Origin of the sequence: Alteromonas macleodii ATCC 27126, assembly GCF_000172635.2 — a bacterium.
GTDB lineage: Bacteria > Pseudomonadota > Gammaproteobacteria > Enterobacterales > Alteromonadaceae > Alteromonas > Alteromonas macleodii.
Window position 1 is genome coordinate 2,963,926 of the sequence record NC_018632.1, and the last position, 25,143, is coordinate 2,989,068.

Here is a 25,143-nt window from a genome sequence, read left to right on the forward strand (position 1 = left end):
CCAATTCCACCACTTCCGCGAAAAAGTGGGGTGGACGATGGGACTTGAACCCACGACAACCGGAATCACAATCCGGGGCTCTACCAACTGAGCTACGCCCACCATATTTGCCTGTCTTTAGCCTAGGTTTGCGCTTCTTTTAAAGGGTAAGCATCAGGCTTTCCATTAACGGTCGTTTACGTTGAACATTTGTGGCGAATAATTGCAGAGTAATAACTACTAGAGTATTAGTCCTATTTTATGAAACAATATAGGGCACTTGTTGACCACCCAACCATATAAGAATCGTACAAGACTATGACCGCCCATCTTATTGACGGCAAACTAATTGCCAAACAAGTTCGCCAACACGTAACCTCCTATGTTGAATCGCTTACGCAAGCAGGTAAAAGACAACCAGGCCTAGCCGTTGTCCTTGTTGGCAGTGATGCAGCTTCTCAAGTTTATGTTTCCAATAAACGTAAAGCGTGCGAAGAAGTGGGGTTCGTTTCTCGCTCTTTCGACCTTCCTTCTGATACCACAGAAGAGACCTTGCTAAATTTAGTGGACGAGCTAAACGAAGATAAAGAGATAGACGGAATTCTGGTACAGCTTCCTTTACCTGCAGGGTTAAATGCAGAAAAGGTACTTGAACGTATTCACCCTCATAAAGATGTCGACGGATTTCATCCATACAACATTGGCCGCCTTGCACAGCGTATTCCTGCACTACGTCCCTGCACGCCAAAAGGCATCATGACCATGATAGAGTCAACCAAGCGCCCTGTAAAAGGCTTAGACGCGGTCATTGTAGGTGCGTCGAACATTGTGGGGCGCCCTATGAGCCTGGAACTGCTTTTAGCAGGCTGCACCGTTACTACCTGTCATAAGTTTACTCAAGACCTTAAAAGTCACGTTCAACGTGCAGACCTACTGGTAGTCGCGGTAGGTAAACCGAACTTTATTCCTGGTGACTGGGTAAAACAGGGCGCGATTGTCATTGATGTAGGTATTAATCGCGTTAATGATGGTTCACTTGTTGGCGATGTTGATTTCGAAAAAGCGAAAGAGCGCGCAGGCTGGATAACCCCCGTTCCAGGCGGAGTTGGGCCGATGACAGTAGCCAGTTTGATAGAGAATACGCTGGAAGCTTACGTAAAATATCATTCTTAAAGTACAAATAGTTCAACCTAAATGTTAGGCAGAAATCAAATTTCTGCCTTTTTGTTTTATACTCCCCTCACGTTGAACACAGACTCAAACTGACCTACACCTTTTATGGCAGAACCAACATCTCCTTTATGGGAACAGCACGTAATTGATGCAACGCTTAAATGGGTTGACGACATTGTGATAAAACACAACTTTTGTCCCTTTGCGCGCTATGTAAGAACACCTCATCAAATTCGGTGTGTGGTAATTGAGGGCGATGCGGGAAATGTCGTTCAATCGCTATACGATGAGTTGCGGCATTTAGAAGATAACGACACCACCGCTACAACACTAATTGCACTCACGCATTCAACCCTTGCTGATTTCAACGAATATCTCGATGTATTGGCTATTAGCGATAATATGCTACACGACTGGGGATACAGCGGCACTTACCAACTTGCCAGCTTCCACCCCAATTATGTATTCGACGGTAGCGACGTAGACGATGCTGAAAACTATACCAATCGTTCACCCTACCCGCTTTTGCATTTGATTCGTGAAGCTGATATCACACGCTACATGAAGAAAGAAGAGGATGCCGAAAAGATATTCAGCCATAACATTGAAAAAGCACGGACGCTTGGGTGCCCTTATTTTGAGGGCGTGTTAGACACGCTTAAAAAAGATAAGCCCGCTCGATAAAACACGGGAAGCTTACCTTTTTTGTACAATGTAAAAAACACGCACTAAAAAGAGAATAAGCTCGTGATGCGAGCAGGCCTAAAGTATTGGATTACTCCAGGGAACCCAAATAAGCAGCGCCTTATAACAAGCAGGATGTTTATTTGGCTCAAGCTTTCACTTGAAACGTCACTTTACCTGCAAATTATGTGAGTAATATGACAACGTTACACATTTTGACTTCGTTAGGGCTAAAACGTGAATACCCACAATTCATTTTCTCTCGAGGCGATAGCGACCGTCGCTACGCCTTTCAAGCAAAAGTTTGCTATTCCAAGGCAGCCCAACTTGGCTAACGCCGAAGGTGTTATTACCTTCGAAGAAGGCTTTAACGATATCAATTTGCTTAAAGGGATAGAGAATTACAGTCACCTGTGGCTGCTTTTTATCTTTCACCAAAACATTGAACGCGGTTGGAAAAATACGGTAAAAGCCCCTCGTCTAGGTGGTAATGCAACTATGGGCGTATTGGCAAGTCGCAGTACCCACCGACCTAATGGGATTGGCATGTCTGTGGTGAAAAACAAAGGTGTGGTTAGCAGTAATGGACAGACACAGTTAGTGGTTGAAGGGGTAGATTTAGTCGACGGCACACCACTTGTCGATATCAAACCCTATATCGCGTACGCTGATAGTGTTCCTAGCGCCAGCGATAATCTTGATGACATTAACCCCATACCCAATCGCGACGTATCATTCGCCGATACAATCCAGCCCACACTTGCTGAAATAGAGAAAAAGCACCGTGGTTTTTCTGCCTTGGTGACTGCGGTACTGTCCCAAGACCCTCGCCCAGCCTATAAACAGCATATTGAAAATGATGAGAAAACCTACCGCGTGACGCTATACGATATTGATGTAGGGTTTGAAATAAGAGATGCCGCCGTTAAGGTGACCGAACTGGTTCATTTAGGATAATTACACTATTAGTGTTAACAGTCTGTGGCGAAATAGCTCACAGTTAATTAGAATACGCCCAAACGTGTGACACCTTATCTCGGTTCAAGCATTTCGCAATGTTTTGTTTTGCGAATTGCCGTTTGCGAAAGAGCATCACACTAACCGTAATAAATACATTTATAACAGGATACCTGCTTTACATGCGCACTAGTCAATATTTGCTTGCCACGCAGAAAGAAACACCTGCAGATGCAGAGGTTATCAGCCACCAGCTAATGCTAAGAGCTGGTATGATCAGAAAGCTAGCCTCGGGTCTATACACGTGGTTGCCATCTGGTCTTCGTGTACTCAACAAAGTAGCCAATATTGTTCGTGAAGAAATGAACAAAGCAGGCGCGATTGAAGTGCTAATGCCCGTTGTTCAGCCTGCAGACCTGTGGGAAGAATCTGGACGTTGGGAAGAATACGGTCCAGAGTTACTTCGTATTAAAGACCGCCACCAGCGTGATTTCGTATTAGGTCCAACGCACGAAGAAGTTATTACCGCGCTTGTGCGTAATGAAATTAGCAGCTATAAGCAGCTTCCGCTCAATCTATACCAGATTCAGACTAAATTCCGCGACGAAGTGCGCCCCCGTTTCGGCATTATGCGTGGTCGTGAATTTACCATGAAAGATGCGTACAGCTTCCACCTAGAAGACAGCTGTTTAGAAGAAACGTATCAAAAAATGTACGACGCTTACTGCAATATATTCTCGCGTATGGGCTTAGACTTCAGAGCAGTCATTGCCGACTCTGGCTCTATTGGTGGTAATCACTCTCACGAATTCCACGTACTTGCCGCATCAGGTGAAGACGATATCGCTTTCTCAAGCGACAGTGATTACGCAGCCAATGTTGAAATGGCTGAAGCTGTTGCGCCTGAAAAAGCTGTCGCATCGGGCGCTGCAGTTGAGACTAAAGATGCCAAAGGCAAAGATTTCAATGCCATCTTAAAAAGCGTAGAAGCCGAAGTGACAAACGCGGTTAAAGTCGTAGTAGTGAAAGCCGCTAATGAAGTAGACAGTAAAGGCGAAGAAGTAGTTTCTGATAAATGGGTAGCCCTTGTACTTCGTGCTGATCATGAGCTTAATGATGTAAAAGCAGAGAAGTTAGACGGCGTTGCAAGCCCGCTTGTTGAAGCATCATTTGAACAAGCAAAAGATATTCTTGGCGTGTCACCATTGTTTGCTGATGCAACCAACCTGCCTGTACCCGCTTATATTGACGCCAGTGCAGCTGCCCTTGCTGACTTCACTACAGGCGCAGGCGCAGGCGGTAAGGTAAATATTAACGTAAACTGGTCTGAAGATATTACTGGCGTTGATATTCGCAACGTTGTAGCAGGCGATGCATCTCCTGACGGGAAAGGCACGCTAGATATTAAACGCGGCATCGAAGTGGGTCATATCTTCCAGCTTGGCAGCAAGTATTCAGAGGCCATGAACTGCGGCGTACTAAGCGAATCAGGTAAGCACCAAACCTTAACTATGGGTTGTTACGGTATAGGCGTATCTCGAATTGTAGCGGCAGCTATTGAGCAAAACCACGATAAATTTGGCATAAAGTGGCCAGATCCTATTGCACCGTTTAAAATTGCATTAATACCAATGAATATGCATAAGTCTCATCGCATTAAAGAAGCAGCGGAAGCGCTTTATGAAGAGCTTGTTGCCCTTGGCGTAGAAGTGTTGTTTGACGACAGAAAAGAGCGTCCGGGTGTCATGTTCAATGATATGGAATTAATTGGCATACCTCACAGCATTGTTATTGGTGAAAGAAACCTAGATAATCAACAGGTTGAGTATAAGAATAGACGTACTGGTGAAAAGCAGTTGTTAGATATTAGCGCAGCAAAGGACTTTGTAGCCGCACTCTAGCGCCTGATCTCGCCGATTAGATTAGAAAAGAGGACGTATGCGGTTAACATTTTATGGCGTAAGAGGGTCAATCCCTACCCCGGGAGCAGCTTACGTCCGCTATGGTGGTAATACTGCATGCGTTCACATTGAGCTTGAGGATGGTACCGATATCATCCTCGACTCAGGCACAGGGATTCGCGTGCTCGGCGAGCGCCTTATTCAAAAAGATACTCCCATTAATCTGCTGTTGAGCCACAACCATTGGGATCATATTCAAGGCTTCCCTTTTTTTGCGCCTATCTATCAGGCTTCACGCGAAATCAACATATACCCGGGTCAAACCCTCCTTGATGAACCTGATCAAATTTTAAAGCAAATGGAAGGGTCGTTATTTCCAGTCCCCCGAAGTGCGCTGAAAGCTAACATTTCTATTGTCGATATTCCCAAGTCTACAAGCCGATTTTCAGTAGGAAGCGCAACCATAACTCGCTTAGCCATGAACCACCCCGGTCGTGGCAGTGCCTATTGTATTGAAGCCGATGACGCAAAGGTGGCTTACATAACAGATAATGAGCTTTACCCCCCCTACAAAAAAGAAACAGACTTTATCGATTTCGCAAAATTTGCACAAAATGCCGATCTGCTAATACACGATGCACAGTACATGTTGTCTGACATGCCAGCTAAGAACGGATGGGGTCATTCGGTCGCGGAAGAAGCGGTGAAACTAGCAATGGCATGTAACGCAAAAAAATTAGCTTTATATAGTCATGATCCAGAACGGACTGATGACGATATAGATGATGTTGTAAACCATTGTAATGTATACGTCACAGTGGCAGAGTCTAATCTACAAGTATTTGCATCTTCAGAAGGCCAAGCACTGGACTTCAGTTAAGCATAACAACAACCCCACGTTACGGAGAATTAAAGGTGTCTTTGTTAAAGCCTTTTGTATTTTTGGCAGCATTTGCTGCTTGCACGCCTGTTTGCGCTCAACAATCACAAGAAGTGGTAAGCGAACAAGCGTCATCTTCAGAAAATAGTGAACAAGAGCGCACTATTGAAAATGAAGAAAATCAATCGTCACAGGATGAAAGCGGTATTGAAGTTATCGATATCATCAAGCGTGACACCATCACGGAAAGTGCACTGGATAACCGATTAGAAGGCGATAAAGAAGCACTGGATAATGTGTTTGCTATCACTCAGCATAGACAAAACTATCTACTTCCAATTACTTACGTTTCCAACCCAAGCTCTGTGGCAAGTGAAGAACTCACAAACGAGAACATAGACAATAAAGAAGCAAAATTTCAGGTAAGCGCAAAGCTGCCGCTTTATTTGGAAGATACAGGATTCGACGGTGTTTACTTTGGCTTTACGCTAACCTCTTTCTGGCAGCTTTATAACAGCGAAGCGTCGAAGCCGTTTCGCGAGACCAATTACGAACCAGAAGTCTTTTGGCAAGAAACAGCCGATTATTCCGTGCTTGGCTACAAATTTAATACTTTTCAAGTTGGTTTCAATCATATGTCTAACGGTCAAAGCGGGCTGCGCTCTCGAAGCTGGAACCGTATATTTGCCTCTATTGTCTTTAGCGACGATGACGATATCTACTACCTAAAGACGTGGTACCGTATTCCTGAAGACGAGAAAACAGACCCGCTTGATCCTACCGGCGACGATAACCCTGATATACAAGACTATTACGGTAGAATGGAACTTGGTTATGGAAGGAAAATTGGCGCGTTTAAAGTACTGGCGCTTTTACGAAATAACCTCGACGTAGATGAGAACCGAGGCAGCATCCAGCTAGACTTCACCTACCCTATCTCTGACCGCTATGAAGTCTTGCTTCAATACTTCAATGGCTATGGCGATTCGCTTATCGACTATAACCGCTCACAAGAACGTATTGGTATCGGTTTTCAGCTGCACTTTTTGTAATAAATAACCACGTAGACACAGGATGGGCACGCCAAACCGCTTTTGCATGGCGTGCTCTTCTCATTTCGACATCACTGTTTGCTAATCAATCACGCCTGCCGCGCGATAAAGCTGAATATGCACCTCTACCAGCGCTGCAATATCTCTTTGGTAGCCTCCACCAATTACCGCAGCAATCGGAACGCCTAAACGCTCGGCTAACGCAAAGACTTGCGTATCTCTCTCGTACACGCCTTGCGTAGAGATATGCAAATGACCAAGGTCGTCGTTTACATGCACATCAACGCCTGCGTCATAGATGATGGCATCGGGCTGAAATTGTCTCATTACCATCGTTAGCGCTTGTTCTAGCGTAGTTAGATACTCATCGTCTTCGGTGCCTTTATCGAGCCCTATATCAATATCGGAACACTGCTTTCTGTGAGGAAAGTTCTTTTCACCATGAATAGATAAGGTAAAAATATCACGGTCGTTTTCGGCAAGTTTTGCTGTGCCATCGCCTTGATGCACATCTAAATCGACAATAAGCACATTTTCAACGGACGGGGTTTGCTGCATAGTTTTCGCTGCCAAATATAGATCGTTGAACAAGCAAAAACCTGAACCAAAATCAGCAAACGCGTGATGATAGCCGCCCGTTAAATTCAATGCTTTTCCATGCTCTAGAGCTAGCTTGGCTGTTAAACAGGTTCCAGCAACGGCAGTACGGGTACGCTCAATCAGCTGCTGCGACCAGGGAAAGCCTATGCGGCGCATGGCTTTCTTATCTAATGCGCCAGTACTTAGTGCATCAACATAGTCCGGATCGTAATAGGCAGTTAGAAAAGAAAGATCAACCGGTGATGGAGTAACAAAACGCGATGCTTCCACACCACGATTTAACAATTCATCACGAATACCTACGTACTTCTCGATGGGAAATCGGTGTCGCTCAGGAAGATCTAACTGGCTATAAATAGAATGAAATACGAGTGGTGTTGTCATTATTATCAATACTAGTTTAGGGCGCGCGCATCTATAACAGATAAAAGAAAAGGAGCGTGAACATTGTCCAAACACTCCCTTTTAACGTGTTTATACTGACAAAGCACAGTTAGCGGGTCAAACTGTTCACCACCTTTTCAACGTTTTCTGACATACTTTTCATTGAGCGTGACATGTCATCACGCTGAGCAAGTTGATGATATTTTTCAGATGATGTGACCACATTACTGATAATTGTTTCCACCTGCTGAAGTACAGCCTCTTGCTCATCTGCGGCTTCGTTAAGCGCCACAACTACGCTCGCCGTTTCTTGAATATCCCTCACCACGTTATTGAGTGTTTCAAGCGCTGTCGCTGCTTCTGCTGCGTTTGTGTCTGACAGCTGCTTGCCTGACGACATCGCCGCAACGGCCCCTTTTGCTTCAGCTTCAAAACTACTTAAAATGTCGTTAATTTCCTTGGTCGACTGCTGTGTTTTAGCTGCAAGTGCTCGAACCTCGTCGGCTACCACAGCAAAACCACGGCCATGCTCACCTGCTCTAGCAGCTTCAATTGCTGCGTTTAGAGCCAGCAGGTTAGTCTGATCGGCAATTTCATTAATAACATTTACCACTTTTAGAATATTGGTACTGCGGCTTTGCAGTTCTGACACGATATTACTTGATTCGGTTACCGTTTTAGCTAGCTGCTTAAAGCCTGCATTGGCGCTTTCAAACGTGGCATAACAACTTGCCACGTTCTTTTCAGAGTTATTTGTCGCCACAGCAACTTGGTCGGTGATTGCCACTAAATTTTGCACAATCTCTTTAAGTTTATCCGTACTGCTATCAAGCGAGCGCGACGCATCCCGTTGTCCATTGGCGCCTTCCATAATGGATTGGCTGACGTTACCGAGGGTGCCAAACGCCTTTTCCATTTCGGTCTCCGCTTGTTGAAGCTGCGCAACCGAATCTTTTAATTTGTTTTGTAATGCCCTGGCTGATTCTGCCAGCATGCCCAATTCATGGTCGCTGGAATACGTTAACGCGTAGTCGTAACGGCTATGAGCCAAGTTGGATATACACGCCGCAACCTGCTTCGTTGGTTTAATAACCTGAGAGCGCAAACGAGCAATCACATAAGCAACAGAAAGCACAGAAAGCGCGATTGCTGCCAGTAGAATTATCCAGAGCATAGTGCGCGTATTGGCTTTAAGTTCAGCAATCGCGTTCGCTGAATCGGCTGCAATTTCCGCCGCGATACCTGAGAGGAGCTTAGCAGGCTCTCTATCAATACCTCGAACAAAGCTATCTCCAACCTTTGGATCAAACCCTGAGTTAATAAATGCGTCGTATCCTTCACGGTATTTCTCGGCCATGACTGCATGGGCTTTTTGAAATTGCCTGATATCTGACTTCACGCTTTCACTTATCACACTACTTGATAGCATCAGGTCAAACTGGCGAGTGATGTCGGCCTCTCTCTGCTTGAATCGCTCCCAGTATTTTTCTCGGTCGTCTTTTTTGTGGCCACGCAACAATACGTTCTTCCACTCTTGCACTTGAGTTTTGAAAGTACTTAGCGTGGTATTGACGTCTCGTTCTGACTGAACAAGGGTGTTTTCTAACTCATCGAATGAATTAAGTAACGAGAAAGACTTTAGAATTGAGGCACCGTTTAATAGTACAAGAATTAAAAAGCTGGCGAGAACAGGCGTCATCACCAAACGGCTGATGCTTGTGTAATTGAACACGGCTTAACCTTTAGTATAAATTTAAAGAAGGACGTCGCCATTAAATGATATTTTTATGACGGTATGGTTACAAATTTGGTATGAATCAACATACCAATATATGCGAAAATATACACCCTTATAGTAACAGGCTTATTAACTTGTTCTTTTTTAAGTAGATAAAAAAAAGAGCCCGAAGGCTCTCTTTTCATTTCGGTAAATTTACACCCGTTTATTCCCACTCAATTGTAGCAGGTGGCTTACCAGAAATGTCGTATACTACGCGGCTAATGCCGTCAATTTCATTGATAATACGATTCGACACTTTACCTAGGAAGTCGTAGGGTAAATGTGCCCAGTGAGCTGTCATGAAATCGATGGTTTCTACTGCACGAAGGCTTACTACCCAGTCGTATTTACGCGCATCACCCATTACGCCAACTGAGCGCACTGGAAGGAATACGGTAAACGCTTGGCTTACTTTTTGGTATAGGTCAGCTGCATATAGCTCTTCAATGAAGATAGCGTCAGCACGACGTAGTAAGTCGCAATATTCTTTCTTAATTTCACCAAGTACACGAACACCTAGACCCGGACCAGGGAACGGGTGACGGTAAAGCATGTCGTACGGTAAACCTAGCTCTAGGCCGATTTTGCGTACTTCGTCTTTAAAGAGTTCACGCAGTGGCTCAACAAGACCCAGCTCCATATCTTCAGGAAGGCCGCCCACATTGTGGTGCGACTTAATTACGTGCGCTTTACCCGTTGCAGAACCCGCTGATTCAATAACGTCTGGGTAAATAGTACCTTGCGCTAACCACTTCGCGTTTTCACGCTTACCCGCTTCTTCGTCAAATACACGAACGAACTCATTACCAATAGCTTTACGTTTAAGCTCAGGATCTTCAATGCCTTTTAGGCGATCAAGGAAACGCTCTTCAGCGTCTACACGGATAATGTTAAGGCCGAAATGGTCACCAAACATTTCCATTACCTGATCAGCTTCATTTAAGCGAAGCAGGCCATTATCTACAAACACACAAGTAAGTTTGTCACCTATCGCGCGGTGAAGCAGCATGGCTGTTACTGAAGAATCTACGCCGCCTGAAAGGCCAAGAATAACTTCTTCATCGCCCACCTTTTCTTTTATACGCTCAATGGCATCGTCAATAATTGCGCCAGCTGTCCAGAGCTTTTCACACTTACAGATGTCCATCACAAAGTGAGTTAATAGACGCATGCCTTGGCGAGTGTGAGTCACTTCAGGGTGGAACTGCACGCCATAGAATTGCTTCTCTGCGTTATACATTGCAGCATGTGGGCATGAAGCGGTTTGCGCGATGGTTTCAAAACCTTCAGGAATAGCTGCCACTTTATCGCCGTGGCTCATCCATACGTCAAGCAGCGCCGCGCCGTTATCACCTATGGCATCTTCAATTTTATCCAGCAGCGGGCTTGGCTTAATCACTTCTACTTGCGCATAACCAAATTCACGCTTGTCTGAACCCAGTACGCCACCACCTAGCTGTTGTGCCATGGTTTGCATGCCATAGCACACGCCTAGCACTGGCACGCCGGCTTCAAATACGTATTCGGGCGCGCGTGGCGAGCCTTCTTCGGTTACTGACTCTGGGCCACCTGACAGAATAATCCCTTGAGGATTAAATTCGCGGATTTGCTCTTCGGTCACATCCCAAGCCCAAAGCTCACAGTAAACGCCTATTTCGCGAACACGACGTGCTATCAACTGCGTGTATTGCGAGCCAAAATCCAAAATAAGTATGCGTTGGTCGTGGATATTTGTGGTCATGTTTTATTTTTACCCGTTAAATAAAAGAACAAAGGCTGGTGTAGTACCAGCCTCGCAGTCGTCGGTCGCCTTAACCTAAACGGTAGTTTGGCGCTTCTTTGGTAATGCTTACATCGTGAACGTGGCTCTCGCCCATTCCGGCTGAAGTTACGCGCACAAATTGTGCCTTGGTATTGAGCTCTTCAATCGTTGCGCAGCCCGTTAAGCCCATGGCTGAGCGCAAGCCGCCCATTTGCTGATGGATAATATTAGCAATTGGACCTTTGTACGCTACCCGGCCTTCAATACCTTCTGGTACTAATTTCTCAGCGTTATCAGAATCTTGGAAGTAACGGTCTGACGAACCGTGGCTTTGATCCATAGCGCCTAGTGAACCCATACCGCGATATGACTTGTAATAACGGCCTTGGAAAAGTTCTACTTCGCCTGGCGCTTCTTCAGTACCTGCTAGCATGCTGCCAACCATTACGCAGCTTGCGCCAGCAGCCAACGCCTTAGCAATGTCACCCGAAAAACGAATACCGCCGTCAGCGATTACTGGAATGTCAGTATCTTTAAGCGCTTCTACTGCATCTGATACCGCAGTAATTTGAGGCACACCGCAACCGGTTACGATACGGGTAGTACAAATTGAACCAGGGCCAATTCCCACTTTAACAGCATCTACGCCGGCATCGGCAAGTGCTTTCGCGCCATCGCCCGTCGCAACGTTACCCGCAATAATTTGTACATCTGGATAGTCTGCACGTACCTTTTTCACGCGGTCAATAACACCTTGCGAGTGACCGTGAGAGGTATCGATAAGTAGAACGTCAACGCCTGCATCTACAAGTAGTGCAATACGTTCGTCAGTACCTGGTCCAACGCTTACCGCAGCACCAACACGTAGGCGACCAAGCGAGTCTTTACATGCGTTAGGCTTGTTTTCTGCTTTCTGGAAGTCTTTAACAGTGATCAGGCCTGTAAGCTTAAACGCGTCGTCGACGACAAGAATTTTCTCAATGCGGTGTTCGTGCATTAGGTCTAACACCACATCAGAGCTTGCACCTTCTTTAACGGTAACCAGATCATCCTTACCGGTCATTACGTTTCTAATAGGCAAATTCAAACGCTTTTCAAAGCGAAGATCGCGGCCTGTCACAATACCAATTAGGTTATTATCTTTGTCAGTCACCGGGAAGCCAGAGTAACCAAGACGCTTAGAAAGCGCGATAACTTCACCGATGGTCGCATTCTCTTCAACCGTTACCGGGTCAGATACCACACCACTTTCGTATTTCTTAACTTCACGTACGTGTTTGGCTTGCTCTTCGGGCTTCATGTTTTTATGAATGAAACCAATACCACCCTCTTGGGCTAGCGCAATAGCTAGACGGGCTTCAGAAACCGTGTCCATGGCAGCAGACACCATTGGAATATTTAACGTTACGCCACGCGTAAGGCGTGTTTGTAAGTTGGCTGTGTGAGGGAGGACGGTCGAGTGGCCGGGAACCAGCAACACATCGTCGAACGTCAGGGCTTCTTGGATGATACGTAGCATGCAACAACACCTATTCAGTTGAGGGTTAATTGCGGCGCAATTGTAGTGTTTTTTAGTTTTCAGGTAAACTCTAAATGTATTAAACCCAGTGATTTTTTTTATGTTTACAAATTCGCCATCTACGTCTCGACAAATTTTAACAGTTACCAAGCTAAATCGCTTAGCCAGAACCGTACTGGAAGGCGAAATTGGCCTTATTTGGCTATCTGCCGAAATATCCAACTTTGTGGCAGCCGCATCAGGGCATTGGTATTTCACGCTCAAAGACAACAAAGCCCAAGTTCGCGCGGCCATGTTTAAGGGATCAAACCGCAATGTTCGTATTCGCCCTAAAGAAGGCGACAAAATTTTAGTGCGAGCGTCGGTTGGCCTTTACGAAGCACGCGGCGACTATCAACTGGTTGTCGAACACATGGAAAGCGATGGCGAAGGTGCGCTTAAGCAAGCGTTCGAAGCCTTAAAGTTCAAACTCAACAATGAAGGCTTGTTCGATACTGCTAACAAGCGTGCGCTACCTGAACGTATCAATCGCATCGGCGTAATAACTTCATCAAGCGGTGCAGCGCTTCACGATGTATTAAGTGTATTAAAACGACGCAGCCCACAAACCGAAATCATTGTTTATCCGTCGATGGTTCAGGGTGAAACTGCACCTTTACAGTTAATTAATGCGTTGAGAACGGCTAACCACCGCGCAGAAGTGGATGTGCTGTTACTTACGCGAGGCGGCGGTTCATTAGAAGACTTGTGGTGTTTTAATGATGAAAGCTTAGCAAGAGAAGTCGCTGCAAGTGCCCTTCCAATAGTTAGCGCCGTAGGCCATGAGGTAGACTTCACCATTAGTGACTTCGTCGCCGATGTTCGCGCCCCTACCCCATCTGCTGCTGCCGAAATCTTAAGTCAGGATTCTGCCGCTCTTTACCAAACGCTAAGTCAGCAAAAACAACGCTTAGCAAGGGCAATACATCAGTACCTTCAAACGAGTAAACAACAGCTTGTTTTAAAGAAACAACGGCTAAATGCGTTGCATCCACAAAGCCGCATCCAATCGCAGTGGCAAACGTTAGACAGACTACAACTTCGTTTAGCGCATAAGATGCAAAACGACTTGGCAAAAGCAGAGAAGCGATTACAAGGTCTTGATTACAGGCTAAACAAACAATCGCCATCAGCAAACGTGGCGCGTGCAAAAGACAAATTAAACTATGCTAGCACCAAGCTCTTATCAAGCATGAACACACTTATTAGAAGCAAAAAAAATGAACTTGGTGGTAAAGTTAGCCTCTTACAATCCGTAAGTCCTCTTTCAACGCTCGCCCGTGGTTACAGCATTACTTTGTCCGACAAAGCAGCCATTAATAGCGTGAATAAAGTAAATGTAGGTGATGAGATAAAATCTCGGGTGACTGACGGAGAAATAACCAGTACAGTGACACACATTCAACGGCAATAGGTAGCCTTAAGTATTATGCCCGTTCATGTAAACGCGTTTTCCTTTTCCAGTATTTACCAGCGGGCCTGTGCATTTTGGAGCCTAAAGTCACAGCGGTTCGCTGTACCAAAAATTTTGACACCTTTGTGCGTTTTTGTTCTGTTACTAGTGCCTGACTTCACCTTTGCTTCTATGGTCAATCAACCTGTCTCTGTTTTTTCTACCTACCCGAGCGAGACGTTACTCAGGGCTTGTGGAGCCCAGCGAGCATTAAGCGAAGCTAATGCTTCTCAATCCACTAATTTGTGTTTTGAAGATGCTATTTCGCCCGACAGCTTTATTAAACTCCTAAGCGAATCAGGAGAGTTCAGTCATTTGTTCCCTTATGGCGAAGGAAACGACTACGAACTATTGATTGCTAATGTTGGCGCAGCGCCTGGCATGCATCGACAGCACGCAAAACAATTTGCAGAATTCACTTTACAATGGCGAGGGATAGAAATTGACTCATCTTCATTTGATGCGAGTGCTCTAGAAAACACAGATGTGAAAACGGAAACCGCTTTAGCCGAAGAAGAAGCTCAATCGTTGATTACCCGCTGGATTCAACATGCCAAACATTCTGGATTATTTACCAGCCAGTTTTTGTTCGATGCGCTAGAAGCTAGCGACTATAAGGGTGGATTACAGGTACCAAACGCCATTGGCGACTTCACTAAATTAGATACTCAGTTATATCCAGACCCGTTTAACGGTGCAATTACTCGCTATATACACCCTGAGTTTGAAGATGCGCTCGTTGACGTCACCGTATATCCCTTTTTAGATCAGCTTTCTTCAGATGAAAACGAGCTACTTCCTAAGCAACTAGAAAGTGATCTGCAAAGAGCTAGTGCTACAGCCGATTTACAGCAGTTAACTTTGTCTCAAATCAGTCCAGCCTCACGCTACGAGGTTAACAGCGCATTAAGAGGATGGAGGTTGGGGCTAAGCGCGACATCTGAAACATCACCAACAATTTACGCGACAACCTATGTCTTTAAGCTACAAGATAAAATCGTAAAAGTGTCTACGACTTTTCCTCCTGACTTTTCAGACAATATTGTCAATCAATTGATTGTTAACGTAGAAGTTCCGCAAGAGTCTGAAATGATGAAAAAGGTTCGCTCTCTGCTTTTAGAAAGCGCCAATTGATACCATAGAAAAGATTAGTTGTATCACTAGTTGCTAAACTTTGGCCAATGGGTAAGAGCGAACCGTTGCTGTTTTTATTTTTCAATAAATCGCATTACAGGATTAATTGACTTACGTTTCACGTCACTGCTTAAAATGTGAACTTTCGCCTGTTCTCTCGGTTTATACCTATCAAACCAATTGTAAACCTGGTCTTTTTGAAGCGGCTGCTTCGCTGAGTGTAATTTTTCCACTGACATCATTCTTCCTTTGTCTGGATTATAAACGGTCGAAATTGTAATAATCGATAGACGTTACACTCATTTTTTGATTACTTTTCTTCTGTTTGATAATAAGAACAAAAGCCCTGCGCCAAATAAGCTAAATGCCGCTGGCTCAGAAACACTAGTGGCTGTCGGGGCGTAATCGAACTCTACGAATACTTTACCCCAAGAACCCGTTGAGAATTCATTTGTAAAGCTACCCGTTCCCCCGTCTACTTGATTAAATACGTTCGTTCTCGCATCCGTTGAAAACAAAAATTCGATTGGAGTTCCGGCTAGAAAGGCCGACAAGTCTACGTTTGCTAGCATCCCCGACCGTTCGCCTGTTGTCACATCAAACTCAAATTCGGCAGAATCTTCACCTGGAATCATTGTGAATGTCCCCTCTGGTGAGCTTTGTGCAGAGACAAGCGGATTAACGAAATTTGCTTGTTCAAATACAAATGTGTCAGCTACGCTACTGGATACTTGCCAGTTCGACGCTAGAAAGATATCTACGTCAGTGCGACCTGCTTCAGAGCTTCCATTAACGGATCTTCCTTCGCTGTCTATCTGTCCATAGACCGTTATATTTACAGCGTTCAGTGTACCCAGTGTTTGATCAAATGCGTCAATAAACACACTTTCCGATAGCGGCGATACTTCTGCCACGTCGAAAGGACTTCCTTGTTCACCAAAGGATACTTCTTGCGTAATAATTGCTGCTTTTATTGGCATTGTAGTCGCTGCGATGATGGCAGCGGCAATAATTCGCTTATTCATAAATTCATCCTGCTCATATAGTTAGAATTACCCCGACGGTCGAAGGGGCTCCCTGTGACTGCAAGAAAGAAACCATAGATTAATTTATGTGCAATACCGCATGTAGCATGGGTTAACAAAATTTAAGGTTATATAATGAAAGCTAAAAATTATTCACTGATAGAAAATATTACACTTTAGTTGTAATTATGACCGACAGAATATAGTTTGGCACGGCTGATGCTTTAGTAAAATCAGCAAAGGAGGGTTGAAACTTAGGTAGGCTGATGCAATGCATGCAGTACACTGATAACGCTATAGATACTTGGGTCTGTTAACGCGGCAAAAACTAGCGTGGTAAGAAAGAGACATTAATACTTTTTATAATAGCGGACTTGTACATCACTACGCTAATAAGCGCAGCGATGTACTTAACAAGGCTACTTTTTATCTTTGTAATAAGACATCATACGACGGCGCTTGCGCTGCTGCGCCAAGGTCAAATTAGCCTTCTTACCTTCAAACGGGTTGTTGCCTTCTCTGAATTCTATCTTGATAGGCGTGCCCATAATTTCTAGCGCTTTTCTAAAGTAATTCATCAAGAAACGCTTATAAGAGCTTGGTAAGTCATCCACTTGATTACCGTGAATAACAATAACCGGTGGGTTGTAACCACCTGCGTGAGCATACTTCATTTTAACTCGGCGCCCACGCACCAGCGGAGGTTGATGGTCATCCTGAGCCATTTCCATAATTTGTGTAAGCAGCGCGGTATTAATACGCTTGGTCGCGCTCATATACGCTTCTTGTACAGACTCAAATAAATTACCAACACCCGAACCATGAAGCGCAGAAATAAAATGAATTCGAGCAAAGTCGATAAAGCCTAAACGACGGTCCATCTCGCGCTTTATGTCGTCTTTCACGTCAGTACTTAATCCGTCCCACTTGTTCACGGCAACTACTAATGAACGACCTGAATTAAGCACAAAGCCTAATAAGCTAAGATCTTGGTCGGTAATACCTTCTCTGGCATCAATAACCAATAGCACTACGTTAGCTTCTTCAATTGCCTGAAGAGTTTTAACAATAGAGAACTTCTCTACGGCTTCACTAATTTTCTTGCGCTTTCTCACGCCCGCGGTATCGATTAGGATATATTCACGCTCATCCCTTTCCATTGGAATGTACACGCTGTCACGGGTGGTGCCTGGCATGTCGAACACCACCACGCGCTCTTCACCTAAAATGCGGTTTGTCAGTGTCGACTTACCCACGTTGGGCTTACCTACGATAGCAAGTTTGATAGGTAACTCTTGCAGGCGTTGACGCTGCGTTTCAGCATCCTCTTCTTCTTCAGGCTCCTCATCGATAATTTCCATGTCCGGGAAATCAGATTCAAGTGGCTTTAAGGCGTCCTGCAGCAATTGGCTAACACCGCGACCGTGCGCCGCAGCTATTTGCTTAATATCACCTAAGCCTAAGGAATAAAATTCCGCACTTTCGCTATCGCCGTCAATTCCATCAACCTTGTTCGCCACAACAAACACTTTTTTGTTTATGCGTCGAAGATGATCAGCAATACCTTGGTCGGCTGGCAGCATACCTGCTCTGGCGTCAACCAAAAACAATACGACATCAGCCTCTTCTATAGCTAACAAAGACTGTTGTGCCATTTCAGCATCAATGCCCTCTTCATCGCCCGTAATACCGCCGGTATCCACTACTATGAACTGGCGCTTTTCAAATTTCGCTTGGCCGTATTTACGGTCGCGAGTTAGCCCCGGGTAGTCAGCAACTAGTGCATCACGGGTATTTGTAAGGCGATTAAACAAGGTTGACTTACCAACATTAGGGCGGCCAACCAAAGCAACAACGGGTAACATTTATCAGATCCTAGGGGTCATGAAAGCTAAAAAAGCACAAGCCGCATACACCATCTATTACAACTAACGTTCGGGAGCTGTATTCTCTAACGAGAGGTGAATTACTATGAGGCTTTTGAGAATGGGCGCATTATACCTTGTTCACTACCTAATACCAATGGCGTTCAATAACACGAAGAGAAACCGTCTACCCATTGGTAATTCCCAAGTTTAGGCCCGAAAAAACCGCGGGGTATAAAAAAAGGCGCTTTAAGCACCTTTTCTGTTTAAATATTAGCGAAACGTTCCTGTTACTTTGGAACTTGCACCGACGCTATTACGCCATTACGTGTTACCGCTATAATCTTATCATCAACCTTCAACGGCGCAGCATAGATTGAATCATCTTCGTCATCGCCGCCAACATCTAGGCGTGCAACAACTTCACCTGTTTCTTGTTCAATCCAGTGTAGAAAGCCCCAGTTATCACCAACAACCACATGGTCGCCTACTGGAGTAGCAGCCGTTAATGAGCGATGCTTAAGTGAACCTTGAGACCAAAGCTCTACGCCGTTTCGTCTATCAAGGGCATAAACGTTAGAGTTGTTGTCTACAACAAAAATTTTATTGCCGTCGATATTCAAATTGCGAAACGATGCATATTCACGTTTCCAAATTACACGACCTGAACGTAACTCTACAGCAGCTAATGTTCCGTTGTAAGAAACCGTGTAAACCGTGCCGCCAAATAAAACAGGCGTTGTGTCGATATCAACAATACGCTCTAACTCTGTTGCACCAGAAGGCGTTGCAATTACCGTTTCCCAAGCAAGTACACCTGTTTCGATAAGATTAACCTGAATTTTACCTGTAGGTGTGCCGATGATAGCACCACCGTTAGATGCGATTGGGCCAGAAATACCACGTAATGTTAGCGGAGGAGTATCACCTTCGTGTCTCCACAACTGTTCACCAGTGCGGGTATTAAAACCAAATAAGCTACCAGCACCCGTGTTAACCACTAAGATACCTTCATCAGCTGCCGGAGCCGCTAAAATCTCACCGGGAACAGACGCATCCCAAACTAACTCTCCGGTTTCTGCATCCATTGCAGCTACATAGCCGTTTTCTGTACCAATGAATACGTGTCTGTCTGCTACGGCGATACCACCAATACGTGCAGTCTCACCGCTACGCCACAAATTAGTGACTGAGCTTAGCATGCCCTCAGAGCGAAACTGTGCGAAATCTTTCTCCCACAACACTTTACCCGACTCAGGGTCCATCGCGACAACGGCGCCATGGCGATCGGCAGCATAAAGCTTGTCATAGGCATAAACAGGGCGAAGACGAGAGAAGTAATGATTAACGCCATCACCAATATCGCGATCCCACACTAATTTAGGTGTGAATTTAGCCTCAATAGGCTTTAAACGACGAATCTCTAATTCTTCATCATCTGCAAACCAGTCTGAAATAGTTGAGCAGCCAGACATTGTGATAGACACCGCGAGTGCCATACCTATCGTGCGAGCAAATCGACCTTTACGGCCACACGTGTTGTGAAACAAATTGCGTACCTCTTTATTATTTATACCAGCCCTAAGGCTTTCGCTTATTGCGCAGCAGATACCGATAGGTTATCTAACTTCATTTGTAAAAGCGGATTGTTGGCATTTTTTTCTAACGCATTTGAATAAGCTAAGCGAGCATCATCAAACTTGCCTTGTTTTTGATACACATCGCCTTTTAATTCAGAAACTTCTGCTGCAAATGCGTCGTTTGTTACATTGCTAAGCGTAGACAACGCCGCGTCCAGCTGGTTCATTTCAATTTGCACACGCGACAAACGAAGTGAGGCAAGTACTTTCAATTCGTCATTTTCGGCAAAGGTTACTACGCTATTTAGGTGAGAAGCTGCAGCGTCTAAATCACCGGCATCTACCGCTTGCTTAGCAGCAAGAAGACTAGCGATGCTTGCATAACCACTGTCTTTGTTCTCTTCGATAAAAGCTTTAACTTTTGCGTCACTGCCTTCGGTACCAAAAGTCTCTACGGCATTTTGATAGGCAACCGATGCCGCTTCTTTAGTTTCAATTTGCGCTTCTGAATACGCTCTCCAGCCCCAAAGGCCACCTAGACCAAGCGCTGCACCGACAATAATTGCAGTACCGTGCTCTTTCCAAAAACGTTTAATCGCTTCTACTTGTTGTTCTTCTGTTGCGAACTGTTCCATGATGTCCTCTTTTTATTTTGCGCTCAGCATCTCTGCAACCTTATCAGATAAGGCATCGAAGCTGACCGTAACTTGTTCTTGACCATCGCGCAGTGGTTTAACACCTACTTCACGAGACTGCATTTCGTCATTGCCTAAAAGCAGCGCTAAACGTGCGCCTGTTTTATCTGCACGCTTTAATTGTTTTTTAAAGTTGCCGCCGCCACAGTGCATCATTATGCGTGTATTAGGAAGCGTATTTCGAAGATGCTCTGCTACCTCAATAGCGTATGGCTGTGCCTCTTCGCCCATCGCCGTTACGTAAACGTCTGCGAAACTTGAGTCCTGACCTTCTTCGGTTAACGTGGTTAGCAACAGTACCAAACGTTCAATACCCATAGCAAAACCAACCGCAGGCGTTGCTTTGCCCCCGAGTTGCTCTACCAAGCCATCGTAACGGCCTCCAGCACACACTGTACCTTGGGCTCCCAGGCTGTCTGTTACCCACTCAAACACAGTACGGTTGTAGTAATCTAATCCGCGCACTAGTCGAGGATTTATTTCAAACTCAATGCCTGCTTGCGTTAAGCGCGAACACAAGGTTTCAAAATGTACTTTAGATTCTTCATCAAGATGATCGATTAGCGCTGGCGCATCGGCAATCGCAGCTTGAACATCAGGGTTCTTTGAATCGAGTACGCGAAGTGGATTCGTTTCAAGTCGACGCAGTGAATCTTCGTCGAGCTGGTCTGCACGCTGTTTTAAGAATTCAACCAGCGTATCGCGATATGCAGCGCGAGCTTCGTTTGAACCTAACGTATTAATTTGAAGTTTTACGTGCTGCTCAATACCAAAAGCTTTCCAAAAGCGTGCACTAAGAAGAATCACTTCTAAGTCGATGTCAGGGCCGTCCATACCGTAGGTCTCTACACCGAACTGATGGAACTGGCGATAACGCCCTTTTTGTGGACGTTCATGACGGAACATTGGCCCCATGTACCACAGGCGTTGCTGCTGGTTGTACAATAAGCCGTGCTCGTTTCCTGCGCGCACGCAACTTGCCGTACCTTCTGGACGTAGCGTTAAGCTGTCGCCATTTCTATCTTCGAAGGTATACATTTCTTTTTCAACGATATCGGTAACTTCACCGATAGAACGTTTGAACAAGTCGGTGCTTTCAACGATGGGAGTACGTATTTCTTGGTAACCATAACTCGCCACAACCTGACGAAGTACAGATTCTACCTTCTGCCATGTACCGGAAATCTCCGGTAGGCAGTCATTCATGCCTCGAATTGCCTGAATAGTCTTAGCCACGTGAAATTCTCATACTGCTAAATAGTGAAAAGCCCCGCATTATAGGGGCTTTGGGAATAAACAACAATGAACAAAAAATGTCTCAGTCTTTAACCGAGACCTGAATTTTATTTTGTTCACTCATACGCGATGCTTTGGCGCGAATCTTAGCTTCAAGCTTATCCACTAGATCGTCGTTAGGAAGACGTTCTTTAACGCGCTTACCGTCTTCATATAGGCCGCTCATGTTACGTGCGCCAGTGAGGCCCAAATCAGACACTTCTGCTTCGCCTGGGCCGTTAACCACGCAACCGATGATAGAGACATCCATTGGCGTAAGAATATCTTCCAATCGCTGCTCAAGAGCATTCACCGTGCCGATTACATCGAATTCTTGTCGTGAACAACTCGGGCAAGCAATAAAGTTTATACCGCGCGAGCGAATACGCAGTGACTTCAGAATATCAAAGCCTACCTTGATTTCTTCCACCGGATCAGCGGCTAACGATACGCGCAACGTATCACCAATACCTTCAGCCAATAGCATACCTAAGCCAACGGCACTCTTCACGGCGCCGGCGCGCTGACCACCGGCTTCGGTAATACCTAAGTGAAGCGGCTGGTCTATTTTTTGTGCCAATAAACGATAGGCGCCAACAGCTAAGAAAACATCTGACGCTTTAACGCTGACTTTGAATTGATCAAAGTTAAGTTTATCGAGAATATCCACATGACGCATTGCCGATTCAACCAGCGCTTCTGGCGTTGGCTCACCGTACTTCTCTTGTAAGTCTTTTTCTAACGAGCCACCGTTCACACCAATGCGAATAGGAATATTTTTGTCTTTTGCACAATCGACCACAGAGCGCACACGCTCCATATTACCTATGTTACCTGGGTTAATACGCAGACAATCTACGCCGTATTCAGCAACCTTAAGTGCGATACGGTAGTCGAAATGAATGTCTGCAACGAGTGGCACACTCACCTGCTTTTTAATTTCTTTAAATGCTTCAGCCGCTTCCATCGTGGGCACAGATACTCGAACGATCTCCCCACCCACTGCAACAATACGGTTTATTTGATCGACGGTCGCTGCCACATCAGTGGTTCGCGTATTCGTCATAGATTGAACAGCAATGGGAGCGCCATCACCAATGGGGACGTTACCTACATTAATACGCGTAGACTTTCTGCGTTTAATAGGACTTTCTGCAAACATCTAATTACCTATAAAGGAAGTGCGAAGCGAGCTGTTTTACCGTTTTGGTATGAAGAAATATCAACAGACTCGCCGTTAACTGATATGCGCACATTATCCGGTGCACCGAGCGTAACTTCAACAGGAGGAACGCCTTGAATTTCCATAACTCGTCCTTTTAGCTTTACCCCATAGGCAATAGCTTCTCCAGACGCGTCTTTTATATTAACCCAACAGTCATCGTCGAAAGTGAAAACCATAGCAATTGGCGCTGCATCAGACTGACTATTCACATTAAGGTTGGGTTGGGGTTCGTTACTATTCGCAGAATCAACCAGAGCGGTTAGGTTATTGCTATCATTTACCTCTGTATCGGGTGCTGAGATTGCACCATCATTCAAGCTACCGTCTTGGTTAAAACCGCTATCTTGGTCGCTGAATGCACCGCTGGTTTCTGAGCTTGTACTATCGCTCACGCCCGTGTCTAGCTGATTGTTTCCAGCCGTATCACCCTGCGACGACGAGGCGTCAGTAGTTACATTGTCGGTATCTGTGCCCGCCGATGGGACAGGCGTATTAGCGGCTTCTCGCTTAACAGCCTCACTAAGTGGCAGTTCAGCTACCGTGTCGTCACTAGGCTGTTGATACCACCACACGACAACGGCGGCAATAATAAGAAGTAAAATAACATAAGTTACCATCATCCACCTGTCATCGTGTGTCTGTTTTGCGACACGCTTTGAAAAGCTCTGTAATTTCTCTGAAGACGGTACAGATGTTTGATTGTGGAAGCGTTCGAATGCCTCAATAACTTCTTGAGAATTCATGCCTAATTGCTTGGCATAATTTCTCACGTATCCTTTTGTAAAAGTCACCGAAGACTTTTCATCAATGACATCATTTTCTAAATCATTGATTTGCTTAGCTTTCAAAAATAATTTATCAGCAATATCTTGTTGAGACAAACCTAGCGTTTCACGGCGCGCTTTTAGCATTGCCCCTGGACTTGGCGTGTTTTCTTGTTGTTGCGAAGTAACTTCTTGATTCGCTTTTTCTTCCGACACCATTAAACCTTATTCCTCCTGCATACTCGGTGGTACTAACCAAAGCGTCTGACCAGCAATAATAGCGCCAGTATTTTCAAGGTTATTCCACTCTTGCAGTGTTGCCATTTTGATATTGTGCAATAAAGAAATACGATATAAGTTTTCACCTTCTTTTACTACATGGAATTTATCACTTTGCACAGATAATTCAGTATTTTGTGCTTTTTCTGGTGTGTTAGCTGTGGCTGTAGGAGCGTTGTCGGTGTTATTGCTCTGAGATTGACGCTGAGCGTCGTTGTCTTGGGCGACGCTCTTTTCATTTTCTTTATCGTTTGATGATGTTTGTGTAAGCCCGTCGGTATTTGTTTGGTTTTCGCTTATTTGTGTTTCAAAATCGTTTGGCTGTGTAGATTTGACGGTTTTAACCACTTTGTTTTGCATACTTTCACGTTGCACTAAGTAACGTTTAGTAAGCTCACTTTCAGGGAACAATGACATCATCATTTCGCCATACCCCTTTGCAGTCTCTAGATCCCCTTTCCCTTTGGCTATTTCATAAGCTAACCACAATGAATCTGGCGTAACTTTGGCAACACGTTCGTATTTTCGTAACGTAGATTCAGCAAGTTCCCACTGTTCTGAAACCGTGTAAAGTTCACTGAGTAAGAACAGGCTTTTGCCCCTAGCAGGCTGATGTTTTAATGCGTCTTGAAAATAGCCGATCGCTTCATCTAGCTTACCTTGACTTTGCGCGCACAATGCCAAGTTCTCGTAGGTTTGCGCTGCGTTAGCGTAAAGCCTGTTATTTATCGCATCAAAGAAATACGCTTTGGCTTTTTCGTATTCGCCGTTTTGGCATTTAAACGCGCCATAACTGTTGGCAATATCGCCATTGTTAGGCGCTAGGTCGATAGCAGTTTCATAGTACTCTTCCGCTCGAAGGTTATCGCCCACCAGTTGATAGTAATATGCCATAGCGAACTGAACGTCTGCAGAGCGTGGATTAAACTCAAGCGCTTTGTCGAGGTTCTTTTTTGCCTGCGTGTAGTTGTTATTTTGAAGGTAGGTAAGACCAAGGGACATGCGTGTTTTGGCAGCTTCTTCGTGATCGAAGTTACCGCCATACAACCCTGACTGGCTATTACTGACACAGCCAGAAGTGAAAATAATCGCGCTTAAAAAGCCAATTTTAAGTGAAGTTCGCAATCCCGCAACCATA

General features: G+C 45.0%; 20 protein-coding genes and 1 tRNA gene. 8 read left to right on the plus strand and 13 right to left on the minus strand.

The window, feature by feature from the left end:
• Positions 1 to 26 precede the first annotated feature (26 nt).
• Positions 27 to 102, minus strand: a tRNA-His gene (locus MASE_RS12715).
• Between the two features lie 195 nt (positions 103 to 297).
• Here MASE_RS12715 and folD point away from each other — a divergent pair.
• From folD to MASE_RS12745, 6 genes are all read left to right on the plus strand, one after another.
• On the plus strand, positions 298 to 1,152 hold the full coding sequence (gene folD, locus MASE_RS12720; protein ID WP_014950149.1) for a bifunctional methylenetetrahydrofolate dehydrogenase/methenyltetrahydrofolate cyclohydrolase FolD: 855 nt from the start codon (positions 298 to 300) through the stop codon (positions 1,150 to 1,152).
• 105 nt (positions 1,153 to 1,257) lie between these two features.
• Complete coding sequence (locus MASE_RS12725) at positions 1,258 to 1,836, plus strand: DUF1415 domain-containing protein (RefSeq protein WP_014950150.1); 579 nt, start codon at positions 1,258 to 1,260, stop codon at positions 1,834 to 1,836.
• Positions 1,837 to 2,073: 237 nt separating this feature from the next.
• A complete protein-coding gene (tsaA, locus tag MASE_RS12730) occupies positions 2,074 to 2,793 on the plus strand; it encodes a tRNA (N6-threonylcarbamoyladenosine(37)-N6)-methyltransferase TrmO (protein WP_014950151.1) in 720 nt (239 codons plus the stop codon).
• A gap of 182 nt (positions 2,794 to 2,975) precedes the next feature.
• The gene (locus tag MASE_RS12735) at positions 2,976 to 4,694 is read left to right on the plus strand and encodes a proline--tRNA ligase (RefSeq protein WP_014950152.1); all 1,719 of its coding nucleotides are present in this window, start codon (positions 2,976 to 2,978) and stop codon (positions 4,692 to 4,694) included.
• A gap of 37 nt (positions 4,695 to 4,731) precedes the next feature.
• Positions 4,732 to 5,574 carry an MBL fold metallo-hydrolase gene (locus MASE_RS12740; protein WP_014950153.1) on the plus strand — a complete coding sequence of 281 codons (843 nt, stop codon included), beginning with the start codon at positions 4,732 to 4,734 and terminating at the stop codon, positions 5,572 to 5,574.
• A gap of 35 nt (positions 5,575 to 5,609) precedes the next feature.
• The gene (locus MASE_RS12745; protein ID WP_014950154.1) at positions 5,610 to 6,626 is read left to right on the plus strand and encodes a phospholipase A; all 1,017 of its coding nucleotides are present in this window, start codon (positions 5,610 to 5,612) and stop codon (positions 6,624 to 6,626) included.
• Positions 6,627 to 6,707: 81 nt separating this feature from the next.
• On the opposite strand, the gene MASE_RS12750 is transcribed toward MASE_RS12745, so the two are convergent.
• The 4 genes from MASE_RS12750 to guaB form a co-directional block, all read right to left on the minus strand.
• The gene (locus MASE_RS12750) at positions 6,708 to 7,610 is read right to left on the minus strand and encodes a histone deacetylase family protein (protein ID WP_014950155.1); all 903 of its coding nucleotides are present in this window, start codon (positions 7,608 to 7,610) and stop codon (positions 6,708 to 6,710) included.
• Between the two features lie 109 nt (positions 7,611 to 7,719).
• Entirely contained in the window at positions 7,720 to 9,342 is a 1,623-nt protein-coding gene (locus MASE_RS12755) for a methyl-accepting chemotaxis protein (RefSeq protein ID WP_014950156.1), read from the minus strand.
• Positions 9,343 to 9,553: 211 nt separating this feature from the next.
• On the minus strand, positions 9,554 to 11,131 hold the full coding sequence (guaA, locus tag MASE_RS12760; protein WP_014950157.1) for a glutamine-hydrolyzing GMP synthase: 1,578 nt from the start codon (positions 11,129 to 11,131) through the stop codon (positions 9,554 to 9,556).
• Between the two features lie 70 nt (positions 11,132 to 11,201).
• Positions 11,202 to 12,671: an IMP dehydrogenase gene (gene guaB / locus MASE_RS12765; protein ID WP_014950158.1), complete on the minus strand. Its 1,470-nt coding sequence runs from the start codon at positions 12,669 to 12,671 to the stop codon at positions 11,202 to 11,204.
• A 100-nt stretch (positions 12,672 to 12,771) separates the two neighbouring features.
• Here guaB and xseA point away from each other — a divergent pair, with 100 nt between their 5' ends.
• Together xseA and MASE_RS12775 are read left to right on the plus strand one after the other, a co-directional pair.
• A complete protein-coding gene (gene xseA, locus MASE_RS12770; protein ID WP_039228354.1) occupies positions 12,772 to 14,124 on the plus strand; it encodes an exodeoxyribonuclease VII large subunit in 1,353 nt (450 codons plus the stop codon).
• Positions 14,125 to 14,139: 15 nt separating this feature from the next.
• The gene (locus tag MASE_RS12775) at positions 14,140 to 15,297 is read left to right on the plus strand and encodes a hypothetical protein (protein ID WP_014950160.1); all 1,158 of its coding nucleotides are present in this window, start codon (positions 14,140 to 14,142) and stop codon (positions 15,295 to 15,297) included.
• A gap of 299 nt (positions 15,298 to 15,596) precedes the next feature.
• Here the strand turns inward: MASE_RS12775 and MASE_RS12785 are convergent, their stop codons facing one another.
• From MASE_RS12785 to pilW, 8 genes are all read right to left on the minus strand, one after another.
• Positions 15,597 to 16,322 carry a choice-of-anchor E domain-containing protein gene (locus tag MASE_RS12785; RefSeq protein ID WP_014950162.1) on the minus strand — a complete coding sequence of 242 codons (726 nt, stop codon included), beginning with the start codon at positions 16,320 to 16,322 and terminating at the stop codon, positions 15,597 to 15,599.
• Between the two features lie 419 nt (positions 16,323 to 16,741).
• Positions 16,742 to 18,187, minus strand: a complete 1,446-nt coding sequence (der, locus tag MASE_RS12790) for a ribosome biogenesis GTPase Der (RefSeq protein WP_014950163.1) — start codon at positions 18,185 to 18,187, stop codon at positions 16,742 to 16,744.
• 290 nt (positions 18,188 to 18,477) lie between these two features.
• Positions 18,478 to 19,737 (minus strand): outer membrane protein assembly factor BamB, encoded by a 1,260-nt coding sequence (gene bamB / locus MASE_RS12795; RefSeq protein ID WP_014950164.1) that lies wholly within the window; start codon positions 19,735 to 19,737, stop codon positions 18,478 to 18,480.
• Between the two features lie 44 nt (positions 19,738 to 19,781).
• Positions 19,782 to 20,402: a YfgM family protein gene (locus MASE_RS12800; RefSeq protein WP_014950165.1), complete on the minus strand. Its 621-nt coding sequence runs from the start codon at positions 20,400 to 20,402 to the stop codon at positions 19,782 to 19,784.
• 12 nt (positions 20,403 to 20,414) lie between these two features.
• Positions 20,415 to 21,698, minus strand: coding sequence for a histidine--tRNA ligase (gene hisS, locus MASE_RS12805; RefSeq protein WP_014950166.1), 1,284 nt, complete (start codon positions 21,696 to 21,698; stop codon positions 20,415 to 20,417).
• Between the two features lie 82 nt (positions 21,699 to 21,780).
• Positions 21,781 to 22,899, minus strand: a complete 1,119-nt coding sequence (gene ispG / locus MASE_RS12810) for a flavodoxin-dependent (E)-4-hydroxy-3-methylbut-2-enyl-diphosphate synthase (protein WP_014950167.1) — start codon at positions 22,897 to 22,899, stop codon at positions 21,781 to 21,783.
• Between the two features lie 8 nt (positions 22,900 to 22,907).
• Positions 22,908 to 23,945 carry a RodZ domain-containing protein gene (locus MASE_RS12815; RefSeq protein ID WP_014950168.1) on the minus strand — a complete coding sequence of 346 codons (1,038 nt, stop codon included), beginning with the start codon at positions 23,943 to 23,945 and terminating at the stop codon, positions 22,908 to 22,910.
• A 6-nt stretch (positions 23,946 to 23,951) separates the two neighbouring features.
• On the minus strand, positions 23,952 to 25,142 hold the full coding sequence (gene pilW / locus MASE_RS12820) for a type IV pilus biogenesis/stability protein PilW (protein WP_014950169.1): 1,191 nt from the start codon (positions 25,140 to 25,142) through the stop codon (positions 23,952 to 23,954).
• Position 25,143: the final 1 nt, after the last annotated feature.

Bases quoted from the DNA above. Each gene is read 5' to 3' on its own strand.
- xseA (WP_039228354.1), top strand. From the start codon at position 12,772: ATGTTTACAAATTCGCCATCTACGTCTCGACAAATTTTAACAGTTACC.
- MASE_RS12785 (WP_014950162.1), bottom strand. From the start codon at position 16,322: ATGAATAAGCGAATTATTGCCGCTGCCATCATCGCAGCGACTACAATG.
- MASE_RS12775 (WP_014950160.1), top strand. From the start codon at position 14,140: ATGCCCGTTCATGTAAACGCGTTTTCCTTTTCCAGTATTTACCAGCGG.
- MASE_RS12800 (WP_014950165.1), bottom strand. From the start codon at position 20,402: ATGGAACAGTTCGCAACAGAAGAACAACAAGTAGAAGCGATTAAACGT.
- guaB (WP_014950158.1), bottom strand. From the start codon at position 12,671: ATGCTACGTATCATCCAAGAAGCCCTGACGTTCGACGATGTGTTGCTG.
- MASE_RS12740 (WP_014950153.1), top strand. From the start codon at position 4,732: ATGCGGTTAACATTTTATGGCGTAAGAGGGTCAATCCCTACCCCGGGA.
- pilW (WP_014950169.1), bottom strand. From the start codon at position 25,142: ATGGTTGCGGGATTGCGAACTTCACTTAAAATTGGCTTTTTAAGCGCG.
- MASE_RS12815 (WP_014950168.1), bottom strand. From the start codon at position 23,945: ATGGTGTCGGAAGAAAAAGCGAATCAAGAAGTTACTTCGCAACAACAA.
- MASE_RS12735 (WP_014950152.1), top strand. From the start codon at position 2,976: ATGCGCACTAGTCAATATTTGCTTGCCACGCAGAAAGAAACACCTGCA.
- der (WP_014950163.1), bottom strand. From the start codon at position 18,187: ATGTTACCCGTTGTTGCTTTGGTTGGCCGCCCTAATGTTGGTAAGTCA.
- MASE_RS12725 (WP_014950150.1), top strand. From the start codon at position 1,258: ATGGCAGAACCAACATCTCCTTTATGGGAACAGCACGTAATTGATGCA.
- folD (WP_014950149.1), top strand. From the start codon at position 298: ATGACCGCCCATCTTATTGACGGCAAACTAATTGCCAAACAAGTTCGC.
- ispG (WP_014950167.1), bottom strand. From the start codon at position 22,899: ATGTTTGCAGAAAGTCCTATTAAACGCAGAAAGTCTACGCGTATTAAT.
- guaA (WP_014950157.1), bottom strand. From the start codon at position 11,131: ATGACCACAAATATCCACGACCAACGCATACTTATTTTGGATTTTGGC.
- MASE_RS12750 (WP_014950155.1), bottom strand. From the start codon at position 7,610: ATGACAACACCACTCGTATTTCATTCTATTTATAGCCAGTTAGATCTT.